General features: G+C 74.0%; 9 protein-coding genes. All 9 read left to right on the top strand.

Features of this window, described 5'->3' with window-relative positions; translation table 11 throughout:
* The 9 genes from ABZ885_RS03570 to ABZ885_RS03610 all read left to right on the top strand — a co-directional run bounded on the left by ABZ885_RS03570 (position 1) and on the right by ABZ885_RS03610 (position 14,243).
* Positions 1-1,287 carry an MFS transporter gene (locus ABZ885_RS03570; protein ID WP_360182923.1) on the top strand — a complete coding sequence of 429 codons (1,287 nt, stop codon included), beginning with the start codon at positions 1-3 and terminating at the stop codon, positions 1,285-1,287.
* Between the two features lie 111 nt (positions 1,288-1,398).
* Entirely contained in the window at positions 1,399-2,421 is a 1,023-nt protein-coding gene (locus ABZ885_RS03575; protein ID WP_360182925.1) for a TolB-like translocation protein, read from the top strand.
* Positions 2,422-3,005: 584 nt separating this feature from the next.
* Positions 3,006-4,469 carry a sugar transferase gene (locus tag ABZ885_RS03580; RefSeq protein ID WP_360182927.1) on the top strand — a complete coding sequence of 488 codons (1,464 nt, stop codon included), beginning with the start codon at positions 3,006-3,008 and terminating at the stop codon, positions 4,467-4,469.
* 73 nt (positions 4,470-4,542) lie between these two features.
* Positions 4,543-5,859 (top strand): nucleotide sugar dehydrogenase, encoded by a 1,317-nt coding sequence (locus tag ABZ885_RS03585; protein ID WP_360182929.1) that lies wholly within the window; start codon positions 4,543-4,545, stop codon positions 5,857-5,859.
* On the top strand, positions 5,849-7,141 hold the full coding sequence (locus ABZ885_RS03590) for a glycosyltransferase family 4 protein (protein WP_360182931.1): 1,293 nt from the start codon (positions 5,849-5,851) through the stop codon (positions 7,139-7,141). The genes ABZ885_RS03585 and ABZ885_RS03590 overlap by 11 nt, the downstream gene beginning before the upstream one ends.
* Positions 7,138-8,526, top strand: a complete 1,389-nt coding sequence (locus tag ABZ885_RS03595) for a Wzz/FepE/Etk N-terminal domain-containing protein (protein WP_360182933.1) — start codon at positions 7,138-7,140, stop codon at positions 8,524-8,526. The genes ABZ885_RS03590 and ABZ885_RS03595 overlap by 4 nt, the downstream gene beginning before the upstream one ends.
* Complete coding sequence (locus ABZ885_RS03600) at positions 8,523-10,064, top strand: Wzz/FepE/Etk N-terminal domain-containing protein (protein ID WP_360182935.1); 1,542 nt, start codon at positions 8,523-8,525, stop codon at positions 10,062-10,064. The genes ABZ885_RS03595 and ABZ885_RS03600 overlap by 4 nt, the downstream gene beginning before the upstream one ends.
* A 3-nt stretch (positions 10,065-10,067) precedes the next feature.
* Positions 10,068-12,002 carry an asparagine synthase (glutamine-hydrolyzing) gene (asnB, locus tag ABZ885_RS03605; RefSeq protein ID WP_360182937.1) on the top strand — a complete coding sequence of 645 codons (1,935 nt, stop codon included), beginning with the start codon at positions 10,068-10,070 and terminating at the stop codon, positions 12,000-12,002.
* A 36-nt stretch (positions 12,003-12,038) separates the two neighbouring features.
* Positions 12,039-14,243, top strand: coding sequence for a bi-domain-containing oxidoreductase (locus tag ABZ885_RS03610; RefSeq protein WP_360182939.1), 2,205 nt, complete (start codon positions 12,039-12,041; stop codon positions 14,241-14,243).
* Positions 14,244-14,408 lie beyond the last annotated feature (165 nt).

Genomic DNA, 14,408 nt, shown 5'->3' on the forward strand with positions numbered 1-14,408 from the left:
TTGTACCTCGCGGACAGCCGACGTTCCGCGGCGTCCGCCGCCGCCCCGGCCCCCGGGCCGGGGCGGTCCGCGCGGATCGCCCCCACCGTCCTCGCCCTCGGCACGGTCAGCCTGATCACCGACGTCTCCTCCGAGATGGTCACCGCCGTCCTGCCGCTCTACCTCGTCACCGCGCTCGGTGTCTCCCCGCTCGGCTTCGGCGTGCTGGACGGCGTCTTCAACGGCGCCTCCGCCGTCCTGCGGCTGCTCGGCGGCTTCCTCGGCGACCACGGCGGCGGACGCCACAAGGCCGTGGCCGGCGCCGGCTACGGCCTCTCCGCGCTCTGCCGGCCCGCGCTCCTCCTGGTCCGCACCACGCCGCTGATCGGCCTCGTCCTCGCCGCCGACCGGGTGGGCAAGGGGCTGCGGACCGCACCCCGTGACGCCATGATCTCCCTCGCCACCCCGCCCGAGCGGCGCGGCCGCGCCTTCGGCGTGCACCGGGCGATGGACACCGTCGGCGCGCTGGCCGGGCCCCTGCTCGCGTTCCTCATCCTGCGCGCAGCCCCCGGCGGCTTCCACGCCGTCTTCACCGTCAGCTCGTACGTCGCGGCACTGGGCGTGCTCGTCCTGGTCCTCCTCGTCCCCGGCCGCAGCCTGCGCTCCACACCCGCCCCCACGGCGCGGCTGCGCCTGCGCGAGCTGCTGCACCTGCCGGCCCTGCGCCGGATCACGGCGTGCGCCGCCCTGCTGGGGCTCGCCACGGTCAGCGACTCCTTCGTCTACCTGCTGCTGCAGCGGCGGCTCGGTCTCCCGGCGGCCTGGTTCCCGCTGCTGCCGCTGGGCACCGCCGCCGTCTACCTGCTGCTCGCCGTCCCGTCCGGCGCGCTCGCCGACCGGATCGGGCGCCGGCGCGTGTTCGTGCTGGGCCATGCCGCACTGCTGACCGGCTACGGCCTGCTGCTCGCACGGCCCGGTGGCGGCGCGATGCCCGGTGGCGGTGCGGTGCTCGCCGCCGCGGTTCTCGCCCTGCACGGGCTCTTCTACGCCGCGACCGACGGCGTCCTCGCCGCCGCCACGGCGGGTGCCGTGCCCGAGCAGCGGCGCGGCGCGGGCCTCGCCCTGGTCGGCACCGGCCAGGCCGCCGGACGCTTCGCCTGCTCGCTCGCGGTCGGCGCGCTCTGGAGCCGCTGGGGCGACACCGCCGCCCTGGCCGCCATGACCGTGGCCCTCACCGTCGCCGTCACGATCGCCGCCCGCCTGCTGGGCCGGCTCACCGACGGCGGCGGGCGGGCGGCGGGCGGCTGACCGGCCGCGGTGCCCGCCCGCTTCTCCTACCGTTCCCCCTGCCGTTCCCTCCTGCCGTTCCGCCCTGCCGCTCCGCCCGCCCGTCGAAGCACCCCTGGAAGAGGACCCCGTATGACCTTCGGCCGCCGCCTCCTCGTCCTGTTCGCCGCAGCCGCCGTCCTCGTGGCGGCGGGCGCCTGGACCGTCCTGCGCGCCGGCGACGCGAGCCGGGGCGGCGACCGGGCGGACGACGGTCCGCCGGCCAGGGCGGGCGTCGTCACCCTGGGACCGCACGCCGACGGAGCGCAGCTGGTGTTCCGCTCCATGACCTGGGGCCCCCGGCGCGACCACCTCGCCGCGGTCCCGCTCGCCGGTCCCCGGACGACCCGGACGGTGGCGGTGCCGGCCTGCCTGCGCTTCCACGCCGCCGCCGGCACCGGGATCTGCCTCCAGGCCGTGCACGGTCTGCTGGAGGACACCTACCGCGCGGTCGTCCTCGACGCCGACCTGCACGAGCGGCGCGGGTACGACCTCGCCGGCATCCCCACCCGGGCACGGGTGTCGCCCTCGGGACACCTCGTCGCCTGGACGGTCTTCGTCGGCGGCGACTCCTACGCCGGCACCGACTTCTCCACCCGCACCACGATCCTGGACACCCGCACCTGGACCCTCCAGGACGACCTGGAGACGTACGCCGTCACCCTCGACGGGAAGCCCTACCGCGCCGCCGACACCAACATCTGGGGCGTCACCTTCGCCGACGACGAGCACTTCTACGCCACCCTCGCCACCGGCGGGCAGACCCACCTGGTCGCCGGCGACACCGGCCGGCACACCCTCACCACCCTGCACGACAACGTCGAGTGCCCGTCCCTGTCCCCCGACGGCCGCCACATCGCCTACAAGAAGCGCGTCCCCGGCCTGAGCGACGACGCCCCCTGGCGGCTCTACGTCCTCGACCTGGCCACCATGGCCGAGACGGCGACCACCGAGGAGCGCACCATCGACGACCAGGCCCTCTGGCTGGACGACCGCACCCTCGCGTACGCACTCCCCGGCGACGACGGCAGCGACCTGTGGACCGTCCCCGCCGACGGTACCGGCACCCCGGCCCTGCTCGCCGCCGCCGCCCTCTCCCCCGCCGTCGTGCGGTGACACGACCCGTCTCGCCGGTCCGGCCCGGACGGCGGCCGGGGTCGCCCCGGGATTTCCGGCGCCGGCCGCCCGGACAACTCCTGCAACACGCGTCACAATACATAACTCCATTCCCGATAAACCCGTTCCGTCACCGCCCGGTTGATCAAGCTTCAAATCTCGACCACGCATTTCACACATCGCCCTCTTCGGGCGGCCCCGATGCTCTAGATTGATTTTCACTTCGTACGACTGGATGCGAGGTGACAGATAGCGATCTACAGGTCAGCCACTGCGGACGGTCAGTAGTCATGTCCCCGGCGGCAGGTACCCGAGAGGGCTTTGCGTGCGGAGAGCAGCCGTCGACGGTTTATCCACGCACCCGCCCCGGTGGGATGTTTCACGTAGCACTGCAATAGCCGTTCGCCATTCGCGGGAGGAGGGGCCTCCCGGAGGTAGGAACAGCGCGGCACGGGAGGCGGGGCCTCCCGGGGGGAGGAACAGTGCGGGAGGCGCAGGCCTCCCCGGGGGGAGGAACCGTGTGGAGCGAGCACGTCGAACCCACTGCCGACCTGGACGGGGCTGTCAAGCAGGGGGAAGGAGAATTGGCCATCCCGTTTCAACCGGCGCGGGGGCGTCCGGCCAACGGGAAAATCGGCCGGCCCGCGCTCGACTGGGAGCAGCAGTACCGCCGTACCGTCATCATCAGCGATACCGCGGCCACCGCGTTCGTGGTGGGCGCGATTGGCCGCTTCTTCGGCGTTAGGGACGCGGCCAACTGGCACGAGAAATGGGGAATTCTCGCCTTCTGCACCGAGCTGCTGGTGCTGGGGGCGCTGGCGATGACCCGGTCGTGGGCTCCGGCCGTACTCGGCCAGGGCGCCGAGGAATTCCGCCGGCTCGGCCGCGCACTGTTCACGGCGGCCGTCGTGCTCGCGCTCGGCGGGATCGCCCTCACCTCGCACAACATCAAGCTCTGGATCTTCGTCGCGATCCCGGCGATCACGCTGGTCACCATGACCGAGCGGTACCTGCTGCGCCTCTGGCTGCACAAACAGCGGAACGCAGGACGGTGCCTGCGCCCGGTGCTCGCCGCCGGAAGCCCGGCCACCGTGCGTGACCTGATCGCCCGGACCCGCAAGTTCCCGCACCTCGGCTGGCGGGTGGAGGCGGTGTGCACGCCGTACAGCCTCGGGCGCAACCAGGACCGGCTGGACGGGGTGCCGATCGTCGGCCGGCTGACGGACGTCGCCAACCACGTCCGCCGCGACGGCTACCGCGTCGTCGCGGTCACGCCCGACCCGCACTGGTCACCGGACCGGCTGCAGCGGCTGGCGTGGAACCTCGAGGGCGGCGACGCCGAGATGGTCGTGGCCCCCGTGCTGATGGAGGTGGCCGGCCCGCGGCTGCACGTCGACGCGGTGCTCGGGATCCCGATGCTGCGGGTCAGCATGCCCGCCTTCACCGGCGGCCCGCGGGTGGTCAAGGAGGTCTTCGACCGGCTGGGTGCCGCGGTCCTGCTGGTCCTGTTCGCGCCGCTGATGGTGCTGGTCGGGCTGCTCGTGCTGGTGGACAGCCGGGGCGGGGCGTTCTACCGGCAGCCCAGGGTCGGCAAGGACGGCCGCGAGTTCACCCTGGTGAAGTTCCGGACCATGGTCGTGGGTGCCGACCAGGCCCGGGCCGAGCTGGCCGACCGCAACGAGGGCGCCGGCCTGCTCTTCAAGCTCCGCCGGGATCCGCGGGTGACCCGGGTCGGCGGAGTGCTGCGGCGGTACTCGCTCGACGAGCTCCCGCAGCTGCTCAACGTGCTCGCCGGCTCGATGTCGCTCGTCGGTCCGCGGCCTCCGCTTCCGGAGGAGTCCGCCGCGTACGGCCCGGACATCCGGCGGCGGCTGCTCGTCAAGCCCGGGCTCACCGGCCTGTGGCAGATCAGCGGGCGGAGCGACCTGCCGTGGGAGGAGGCGGTCCGGCTCGACCTGCGGTACGTCGAGGACTGGTCGCTCGCCCTCGACACGGTGATTTTGTGGAAGACGCTGCGCGCGGTGATCCAGGGTCAGGGGGCCTACTGATGCGCCGGGTGCAGCGTCCGATCGGCGCGCGGACAGCCGGCCGGAAAGGCCGGCCGGAGGGGAGGAGCGGGTCATGAGGGTCAGCGTCCTGGGTCTCGGCTACGTGGGCTGCGTGTCGGCCGCGTGCCTGGCCAGCCTGGGTCACGAGGTCATCGGCGTGGACGTGAACCAGGTGAAGGTCGACCTGGTCAACGACGGCAAGGCCCCGGTGGTGGAGGAGCGGATCGGCGAGCTCATCGCCGAGGTCGTGCGGTCCGGAGCGCTGCGCGCCACCCACGACGTCCGCGAGGCGATCACGGGCAGCGAGGTGTCGCTGGTCTGCGTGGGCACGCCCTCGGAGCCCAACGGCAGCCTGTGCACCACCTACCTGGAGCGGGTCACCGAGCAGATCGGTGCCGCGGTGGCCGAGCGGGGCGGGCGGCAGACCGTCGTGTTCCGCAGCACCATGCTCCCGGGCACCTGCCTGAACCTGCTGGTGCCGATCCTGGAGAAGTACGCCGGCGGCACGGCCGGGGTGGACTTCGGGGTCGCGGTCAATCCGGAGTTCCTGCGCGAGGGCACCAGCGTGCGGGACTTCTTCGACCCGCCCAAGACCGTCATCGGCGAGCTCGACCGGGAGAGCGGCGACGTGGTCGCGGCGCTGTACGGCGGACTGCCCGGCGAGGTGTTCCGGGTGCCCGTCCCGACGGCCGAGGCGATCAAGTACGCGGACAACGCGTTCCACGGCCTCAAGATCGGCTTCGCGAACGAGCTGGGCGCGGTGTGCCAGGCGCTCGGGGTGGACTCGCACCGGGTGATGGACGTGTTCCTGGCCGACCGGAAGCTGAACATCAGCCCCGCCTACCTGCGGCCCGGCTTCGCCTTCGGCGGCTCCTGCCTGCCCAAGGACCTGCGCAGCCTGGTCCACGCGGCGCGGCGGGCCGACGTCTCGGTGCCGATCCTCTCCCACGTGCTGTCCTCCAACTCCGACCACCTGCAGCGCGCGGTGGACCTGGTCGAGCGCACCGGCAAGCGCCGGGTGGGCCTGTTCGGCCTGTCCTTCAAGCCCGGGACCGACGACCTCCGCGAGAGCCCGCTGGTCGAACTGGCGGAGCGGCTCTTCGGCAAGGGCTACGACCTGCGGATCTACGACCCCAACGTGAACCTCTCCCGGCTGCTCGGCGCGAACCGCGAGTACATCGAGACCCGGCTGCCGCACCTCGCGCAGCTGCTCGCGGAGTCCGTCGACGAGGTGCTCGGGCACGCCGAGGTGTGCGTGGTCGGGACCAGGGACCCGGCCGTGCTGTCGGCGCTGCCGCACGGCGGCGGCCCGGCGATCGTCGACCTCATCCGCCTTCCCGACGCCGAGGCGCGCCGGACCGAACCGGGGTACATGGGCCTTGCTTGGTGACGCAGCGTTCGACGACACACCGCCCGGTGGCACGGCCGGCGACGGGCCGGCCCGGCGCGCGCTGATCCTGGTGGAGAACCTGTCGGTGCCGTTCGACCGGCGGGTGTGGCAGGAGTGCACGACGCTGCGCGACGCGGGCTGGACGGTGGACGTCATCTGTCCCCGCGGGAGCAAGCGGGACACGGAGGCGGAGGCCGAGATCGACGGGGTGCGGATCCACCGCTACCCGTTGCGCGCGGCCACCGGCGGGCCGGCCGGCTACCTGCGGGAGTACGGATCGGCGTTGTGGCACACCGCCCGGCTGGCCCGCAGGGTCGGTCCGGTCGACGTGGTCCACGCCTGCAACCCGCCCGACCTGCTGTTCCTGCCGGCCCTGTGGCTGAAGCGGCGCGGCGCGCGGTTCGTGTTCGACCAGCACGACCTGGTACCGGAGCTGTACCTCTCCCGGTTCGACCGCGGCCGGGACCTGCTCTACCGCGCCGTGTGCGCGCTGGAGCGGCTGACCTACCGGGCCGCGGACGTCGTGCTCGCCACGAACGAGAGCTACCGGGACGTCGCGGTGCGCCGCGGCGGCCGGCGGCCGGAGGACGTCTTCGTGGTGCGCAGCGCGCCCGACACCGACCGGTTCCGGCCGGTGCCGCCCGAGCCGGAGCTGAAGCGCGGCAAGCCCCATCTGCTGTGCTACCTCGGCGTCATGGGCCCGCAGGACGGCGTCGACTACGCCCTCAGGGCCCTCGCGAAGCTGCGCGACGAGCTCGGGCGGACCGACTGGCACGCGGTGTTCGTCGGCGCCGGCGACACCTTCGACTCGATGGTGGAGCTGTCCCGGCGGCTCGGGCTCTCGGACCAGGTGGAGTTCACCGGGCGCGTTCCGGACGCCGACCTGGTGCGCTACCTGTCCACCGCGGACGTGTGCCTCTCCCCCGACCCGCGCAATCCGCTCAACGACGTGTCGACCATGAACAAGGTCCTGGAGTACATGGTGATGGGCCGGCCGGTCGTCTCGTTCGACCTCCGGGAGGCGCGGGTCTCCGCCGGTGACGCCGCCGTGTACGCGCCCGCCAACGACGAGGTCGGGTTCGCCGGACTCGTCGCACAGCTGCTGGACGACCCGGAGAAGCGGGCCTGGATGGGCAAGCTCGGCCAGGAGCGGATCAACGGGCCGCTCTCCTGGCGGAACTCCCAGCGGTCGCTGCTCGCCGCCTACGCCGCCGCCTGCCGTGGCCGCGCGCCGGTGGCGGCGGGCGGCCCGGGCCGGGCAGGGAGCAGGCCGCGCCGTTGAGCGACGACACGATACGCCTGGTCACGATCGGCCGGATCCTCCGCCGGCGCTGGCGGCTCCTCACCGTCCTCGCCCTGCTGGGTGCGCTCGTCGGGTACGGCGCCTCGCTGCTCTTCCCGCCGCGGTACACGACGTCGGCGTCGGTGCTGCTGCCGGGGGCGTGGCAGGAGCGCGAGCTGCTGACCCAGGCGGAGATCGCGACCAGTTCGGTGGTGCTCGACCGCACGGCCGCCGCACTCGGCTGGGCCGGGGTGGGCGGCAGCGAGCTGCGGGACCGGGTGAGCGCCACGGCCGCGGACGGGAACATCATCAAGATCTCGGGTACGGCCGAGACCCCGGAGCACGCTCAGCAGCTGTCCGACCAGGCGGCCCGTCAGTTCGTCACGTTCGCCGCGCGGATCGCGGGTGACGGCACCGACCCGGAGGCGACGCAGCCCGAGGCGCTGCGGCAGATGGTGGTGCAGGCCAGCCGTCGCATCACCGACCTGGCCGACGCGGCCGATCCGGGCAAGACCGTGGAGAGCGTGCAGACCCGCACCGAGCTGGCGAAGCTGCGCACCGCGCTGCAGGAGGCCGTCAAGAAGCTGGACCAGGCCGATCCGGCGGTCAGCAAGGCCAACATGGTCGTCATGGGGCCGGCGGCCCGGCCGTCCGGCGAGGCGGCGCCGACGAGGGTTCAGCTCGTCGTCGCCGGGGCGCTGACCGCGTTCCTGCTCGCGGTCATCGGCCATCTCACCGCCGCCCGGATGAGCCGCCGGCTGCGCACCGAGCCGGAGATCGCCGCGGCGCTGGGCTCGGCGCTGCTCGGCACCGTCGACGTGCCCGGTGAACGGCCCGCGCACCGGCCGGGAGGCCGCGGCCCGCGGGCCCTGATCCGCCGGCTGCTGGGCACCGACGTCCGGTGGGACCTGCCGGCCCCGCACGCCTCCGGCGACGAGGCCAGCCGGCAGCTCCGCTACCGGCGGGTGTGCGCCCGCCTCCGGGACCGGCTTCCGGCGGCCGGACGGCTGCTGGTGGTCGTCCCGGACGGGGACGAGATGGCCCGCCGGGCCGCCGGGCAGCTCGTCGCGGAGGCCGGGAGCGATCCGCTGCTGCGGGTGGCGGAGGTCCCGGTGTCCCGGCCGCTGGTGCCGGACCGCGACGACGAGTCCGGTGCTCTGGTCGTGCTCAGCGCGGGCAGCTGGACGGCGGGGGAGCTGGCCGGCATCGCCGGGGCGTGTGCGGACGCCGGGCACGAGGTCGTCGGCATCGTCGTCGCCGGCCCGGTCCGGGTCCGTCCGGCGCGCCCGTCCGGCCGTCGTCCGGACGGCGCCACGGCGGCGCTCGCGGACGGCACGACGCCGGCGCTCACGGCCGGCGACGACGCGGGGAGAGGTACGGGGTGACGACGCGTACGACTTCGGAGGCGCCGGCGGCCGCTCCGCTGGTGGACCTCCAATCGCTGGTGATCGCGGTGCGCAGGCGGCGCCGTCTCTGGTGTTCCCTGGCGCTGCTCGGGCTGCTGCTCGGCGCTGCGGTGGCGGTCCTGCGGCCGCCGCCGCCGACCGCGGTGGCCAAGGTCCTGGTCGCGCACGAGGCGGACCAGCCGAACGACCCCGGGACGCTGATCCGCACCGACGTCGCCGTGCTGCAGACCACGGGGATCGCCGGCAAGGCCCTGCAGTCCCTCGGGTCCCCGGAGAAGCCGGAGGACTTCCTGAAGGACTGCACGGCTGTCGGCCTGACCAACAACCTGCTGCAGATCGATGTGACGGCGCACAGCGACGCGGAGGCGGTGGCCCGGGCCAAGGCGCTGGCCGACGCGTTCGTCGCGGACCACGTGCGGCGGATCCAGGAGGCCGCGGACGCCGAGGCCAAGGCCCTGCTCGACCAGCGTGACCGCCTGCGGGACGAACTCGCCAAGGTCAACCAGGCGATCGGGGACGGATCGCAGCAGAGCGGGCCGAAGGCGTCGGCGAACCTGGAGTCGCTCTTCGCCAGCCGGGCCGAACTCACCTCGCGGATCACCGACTTCGGCCAACGCGCCGCGGAGGCCCGGGTCGGCCTGCCCCGGCTGGTGGCCGGCACCCAGATCGTGGACGCCCCGCGCGTGGTGCGGCAGTCCCTGCCCACGACCGCCGCCACCAACGGCGTGATCGGGCTCGTCCTCGGGCTGGTCCTCGGGCTCGCGGTGGCCGCGGTCGGCGCGGTGGTGGCGGACCGCCCGGTGCTGCGCCGGGAGATCGCGGCGAACCTCGGCGCCTCGGTCGTCGCGGAGCTGCGCGGGGTGCCCCGCCGGCCGGCCGGACGGTGGCAGCGCCGGCGGACCCGGGCGGCACGGACACGGCTCACCACGACCCTCGCCCGCGCCCTGGGCGGCTCCGCGGAGCCGGTGTCCCTGCTGGAACTGGGCTGTGCGCGCAGCACGGGCGTGATCGCCCTGGACCTCGCCCGGGCGCTGGCGGAGCAGGGGCCGGTGGTGATCGTCGACGGTCTGCCGGGCCGGCAGCTCGCCGGGCGCCGCGCGAAGCCGGGCGACCCGGCCGTGGTCGGCGGCGCGGACGCCGCGGCCGCGCCGGGTCCGGAGCGCCGGCTCGGCGTCGGCTCGGTGGCGCCCGGCACGGCGTGGACCGACCTGCGGTACCTGGGCACCCGGACGGTGCTCGTGGTGCGTGCCGGGCACGGCAGCGCCGCCTGGCTGCACACCGTGGCGCGGCAGCTGGCGGACCAGCACATTCCGGTGGCCGGTGTGGTGCTGGTCGACCCCGACCCGCGGGACCGGACCGACGGCACGCTGTGGGACGGGCCGCGCACCGCGGGGGTGTTCGGCCGGAACGACCGGAACGACGGGCCGGCCCGGCAGAACGGGACGGGCCGGCGGCGGACGGAGCGACTGCCGAAGTGGGCCGCACCGGTCCCGGACGGCGACCAGGAGGCACAGTAGGACATGTGTGGCATCGCAGGCACTTACCGGTGGCCGGACGGGAAGGTCGTGACCGACCTGCTCACCGACACCCTCGCCCACCGCGGCCCGGACGGGTCGGGCCGGTACAGCCACCCCGTCGGCGACGGCGAGGTGCACCTGGGGCACCGCCGGCTGGCCATCATCGACCTGTCCGGGACGGGCGCCCAGCCGATGGTCCGGGACGGCCTCGTCCTGACGTACAACGGCGAGCTGTACAACGCGCCCGAGCTGCGGGCCGAACTGGCGGCCGCCGGGGTGCGCTTCCGCGGGACCTCGGACACCGAGGTGCTGCTGGAGGCCTGGCGGCGCTGGGGCACGGACTGCCTGCCCCGGCTGCGCGGCATGTTCGCGTTCGGGGTCTTCGACGAGCGGACCGGTGAGCTGGTGCTCGCCCGCGACCAGCTGGGCATCAAGCCGCTCTTCCTGGTCCGGCGCGGCGAGGGCCTGGTGTTCGCCTCCGAGCTCAAGGCGCTGGCCGCCGCGACCGGCGGGTCGCTGCAGGTGGACCACGCGGCGCTGGTGGCCTCGCTGCTGTACTACTGGGTGCCGGACTCGCGGTGCGCGTTCCGCGAGGCGGAGAAGCTGCCGCCGGGGAGCTGGCTCCGGTGCCGCCCCGACGGCCGGGTGGAGCGCGGCCGGTTCTGGCACCTGCGGGAGGTCGCCGCCGAGGGCCGGGAGCGGGCCCGGGCCGGCGAGCGGCCGGACATCGCCGCCGTCGTCGAGGAGTCGACGCGGCGTCACCTGCTCTCCGACGTCCCGGTGGCGACCTTCCTCTCCGGGGGGCTGGACTCCAGCTACCTGACCGCGCTGGCGGCCCGCGACCACCCCGGCATCTCCGCCTACACGATCGGGTTCCGCGCCGAGGACGCCAGGTTCGAGGCGATGCCGGACGACCTCCGCTACGCCCGGCGGGTGGCCGAGCGGTTCGGCGTCGACCTGCACGAGATCGAGATCGCTCCGGACGTGCTCGACCTGCTGCCGCAGATGACGTACCACCTGGACGAGCCGATCGGCGACCCCGCCGCGATCAACACCTTCCTGATCTGCTCGGCCGCCCGGGAGGCCGGGGTCAAGGTGATGCTGTCCGGGATGGGTGCCGACGAGCTGTTCGCCGGTTACCGCAAGCACCTGGCCAACCGGCTCGCGCTGCGCTACCAGCGCATCCCGCGGCCGCTGCGGCGCGGCCTGTCCGCGGCCGTGGACCGGCTGCCGGTCGCCACGGCCCGCCGGGGGTTCCGGTCGGTGCGGTTCGCGAAGCGGTTCCTCTCCTTCGCCGACCTGCCGGAGGAGACCGCGTTCCGGCGCAGCTACACCATGTACGACCGGGACGAACTGCTCGCCCTGGTCGACCCGGACCTGGCCGGCACCGTCGAGGACGTGCTGACCGAGCACGCGGACGTCTACCGGGACAACGACCTCGACGACTTCGTCAACCGCATGTGCCTGGGCGACGCCCGGATGTTCCTGCCGGGCCTGAACCTCGCGTACACGGACCGGTCGAGCATGGCCGCGTCGACCGAGGTGCGGGTGCCGTACGTGGACGTCGAGGTGGTCAGGGCGGCGTTCACGGTGCCCGGCGACCGCAAGATCGTCGGCCGGCAGGGGAAGGCCGTCCTCAAGGAGGCGGCCACCTCGGTCCTGCCCCGGGAGATCGTGTACCGGCCCAAGGGCCTGTTCAGCGCCCCGCTGCGGGCCTGGATGAGCCGGGACCTGGCCCCGCTGGTGCGCGAGGTGATCAACGACGGCGAGCTCGTCCGGTCCGGGTTCCTGCGCCGCGACGCGCTGGCGCGGCTCGTCGCCGAGGACGCCTCCGGGCAGCGGGACTTCTCCAAGCACCTGTGGCACGTGCTGACCCTGGAGTACTGGTACCGCGGCGCGACCTCCGGCTCCGGCCACAGCACGCACGTGACGGCTTAGAGCTCACCTGACGGCTAAGAAGCAAGGGGACTTCCGGTGAAACAGGTTGTGCAGAACTACAAGACCGGCGAGCTGTCGGTGCTCGACGTGCCGGTGCCGGGGTGCAAGCCGGGCGGGGTGCTGGTCCGCACCGCCTTCTCGCTGATCTCCACCGGGACCGAGATGATGAAGGTGTCCGAGGCCGGCATGTCGATGGTGGGCAAGGCCCGCTCGCGTCCGGACCAGGTGGCCAAGGTCATGCAGAGCGTGGCCGTCAACGGCCTGCCCGCCACCTACCGCAAGGTGATGGGCAAGCTGGACTCCTACACGCCGCTGGGCTATTCGCTGTGCGGGGTGGTCGAGCAGGTCGGCGCCGGGATCGACGACGTGAAGGTCGGCGACCTGGTGGCCTGCGCCGGCAACGAGCACGCGCTGCACGCCGAGTTGAACTGGGTGCCCAGGAACCTCTACGCCCGGGTACCGGAGGGCCTCGCGCCGCGGCACGCCGCCTTCGGCACCGTCGGGTCGATCGCGCTGCAGGGCGTCCGCCAGGGCGAGCCGCAGCTCGGCGAGGTGGCGCTGGTCATCGGCCTCGGGCTGATCGGGCAGCTGGTGGTGCAGCTCCTCACCGCCTCGGGCGTCCGCGTCGTCGGGGCGGACCCCGACCCGGCGCGCTGCGAACTCGCCGAGGGCCTGGGCGCCGTGGCCTGCGGCGACCCCGGCTCCGCGGCCGTGGAGAACGCCGTCGCCGAGCTGACCGGCGGTCACGGCGTGGACCAGGTGTACCTGGCCGCCGGCGGCGGCAGCAACCAGCCCGTGGAGCTGGCCGCCCACCTGAGCCGGGACCGCGGCCGGGTCGTCGACATCGGCAAGTGCCGCCTGGACCTGCCGTGGAACGCGTACTACGAGAAGGAGCTGGACGTCCGGTTCTCCCGCTCGTACGGCCCCGGGCGCTACGACCCGGAGTACGAGCTGGAGGGGCGGGACTACCCGATCGGCTACGTGCGCTGGACGGAGCGCCGCAACCTGGCGTGCTTCCTCGACCTCCTCGCCCGCGGCCGCGTCGACGTGGAACCGCTGGTGTCCCACGTCGCCGACTTCGCCGACGCCGTGGAGACGTACCGGAGCCTGAAGGACGGCGACCTCAAGGCCGTGGCCGTGCTGTTCCGGTACCCCGAGGCCGCGGGCGACGGGGAGGCGGAGGCCCCGGCGGTGGCGGTGCCCGCGGTACGGCGCGGCACGACGGCGCCCGCCCCGGTCCGGTCCGCCAACCTGCCGGTACGGCTGGCGTTCGTCGGCGCGGGGAACTACGCGACGTCGATGCTGCTGCCGCACCTGGCACAGCGCGACGGCGTCACGCTGTCCACGGTCGTCACCACGACGGCGCTGTCCTCGGCCAACGCGCAGCGGAAGTTCGGCTTCGCCCGGGCGACCACCGATCTCGACGCCGTGCTCGGGGACCCGGCCGTCGACGCGGTGTTCGTGGTCACCCGGCACAGCTCGCACGCCGACCTGACCCGGAAGGCGCTGCTGGCCGGCAAGACGGTGTTCGTGGAGAAGCCGCTGGCCCTCACCGAGGAGGAACTGGCCTCCGTGCTCGCGGCGGTGGAGGAGTCCGGCAACGACCGGCTGCAGGTGGGCTTCAACCGCCGGTTCGCGCCGCTGCTGCGCGAGGCCAAGAGCCGGTTCGGCGCCCGGACCGGTCCGGCGAACCTCCGCTACCTGGTCAACGCGGGCCGGCTGCAGCACGGCAGCTGGTACCTCCAGCAGGGCACGGAGGGCTCGCGGTTCGCCGGCGAGGGCGGGCACTTCATCGACACGGCGAGCTGGCTGCTGGGGGCCGACCCGGTCTCGGTGTACGCGGTCGCGCCGTCCGGCAACGAGGACCTCCAGGTCGTGCTGCGCTACCCGGACGGCTCCACCGCCACCCTCAGCTACGTCACCACCGGCGCGCCCGGCTTCCCCAAGGAGACGCTGGACCTCGTCGCGGACGGCAGGGTGCTGAAGCTCGACGACTTCGTCCGCGCCTCGGTGTACTTCGAGGGCAGCGCGGCCGGCCGCAAGCGGTGGGTCAGTTCGCGGCTGCCCAAGGCGCGGGACAAGGGCCAGTCCGCCGAACTGGCCGCGTTCGTCAAGGCCGTGCGGACCGGCGGGCCGATGCCGGTGCCGCTGGAGTCGCTGGTCGCCACCACGGCGGCCACCCTCGCCGTGCAGGCCGGCCTGGCCGGCGGCGCACCGGTGACCCTGGCGAGGACGCGATGACCATGAGCGCGGGGTGGTACCTGCGGCGGCTGTCCCGGATGGGGCCGCGGGAGGTCGGCGGGCGGGTGGGCGACGCGGTGCGCCGGCGGCGGTGGCGGTCGGAGAGGTCCTTGCCGGTGGTCCAGTCCTTGGCCGTGTAGTTCACCGTCACCCAGTCGCCCTTGT

Source organism: Kitasatospora sp. NPDC047058 (genome assembly GCF_040643935.1).
Lineage (GTDB): Bacteria > Actinomycetota > Actinomycetes > Streptomycetales > Streptomycetaceae > Kitasatospora.

What these genes read in the sequence shown, in the direction of transcription:
- ABZ885_RS03575 (WP_360182925.1), top strand. Translation starts at nt 1,399, where the DNA reads ATGACCTTCGGCCGCCGCCTCCTCGTCCTGTTCGCCGCAGCCGCCGTC.
- ABZ885_RS03585 (WP_360182929.1), top strand. Translation starts at nt 4,543, where the DNA reads ATGAGGGTCAGCGTCCTGGGTCTCGGCTACGTGGGCTGCGTGTCGGCC.
- asnB (WP_360182937.1), top strand. Translation starts at nt 10,068, where the DNA reads ATGTGTGGCATCGCAGGCACTTACCGGTGGCCGGACGGGAAGGTCGTG.